The organism is Paenibacillus sp. FSL R7-277 (assembly GCF_000517965.1).
GTDB classification, from domain to species: domain Bacteria; phylum Bacillota; class Bacilli; order Paenibacillales; family Paenibacillaceae; genus Paenibacillus_AQ; species Paenibacillus_AQ silagei.
Genome location: NZ_ASPX01000094.1, coordinates 1 through 822, shown reverse-complemented (window position 1 = coordinate 822; position 822 = coordinate 1). Strand labels below are relative to the sequence as shown.

General features: G+C 65.2%; 1 protein-coding gene. It reads right to left on the bottom strand.

Annotation, left to right across the window (positions count from 1 at the left end):
- Positions 1-822, bottom strand: an 822-nt coding sequence (locus C173_RS27060; RefSeq protein ID WP_036731020.1) for a calcium-binding protein, incomplete at both ends; no start/stop codon positions are given.

Sequence of the window (822 nt, the reverse complement as noted above, 5' to 3'; positions counted from 1 at the left end):
TGCACCAGTCTCACCTGTAAGCCCAGTTGCTCCGGTCTCTCCTGTAAGCCCTGTTGCACCAGTCTCACCTGTAAGCCCCGTTGCACCAGTCTCACCTGTAAGCCCAGTTGCTCCGGTCTCTCCCGTGAGCCCTGTCGCTCCCGTTTCTCCCGTCAGCCCAGTCGCTCCAGTCTCGCCAGTCAGCCCCGTCGCTCCAGTCTCTCCCGTAAGCCCCGTTGCTCCGGTCTCTCCCGTGAGTCCCGTCGCTCCAGTCTCACCTGTAAGCCCCGTTGCTCCGGTCTCTCCCGTCAGCCCTGTCGCACCAGTCTCGCCAGTCAGCCCCGTCGCTCCGGTCTCTCCCGTCAGCCCTGTCGCCCCAGTCTCTCCTGTGAGCCCTGTCGCTCCAGTCTCTCCGGTCAGCCCTGTCGCCCCAGTCTCACCAGTCAGCCCTGTCGCCCCGGTCTCTCCCGTCAGCCCCGTTGCTCCGGTCTCGCCCGTGAGTCCTGTCGCTCCCGTTTCTCCTGTGAGCCCTGTTGCACCAGTCTCGCCAGTCAGCCCCGTTGCTCCGGTCTCGCCCGTGAGCCCTGTTGCTCCCGTTTCTCCCGTAAGCCCTGTTGCTCCCGTTTCTCCCGTAAGCCCCGTCGCACCAGTCTCACCAGTTAGCCCTGTCGCTCCGGTCTCTCCAGTCAGCCCTGTCGCTCCCGTTTCTCCTGTGAGCCCTGTCGCTCCGGTCTCTCCGGTCAGCCCCGTTGCTCCGGTCTCTCCCGTCAGACCTGTCGCTCCAGTCTCACCAGTCAGTCCTGTCGCCCCAGTCTCTCCTGTAAGCCCCGTTGCTCCGGTCTC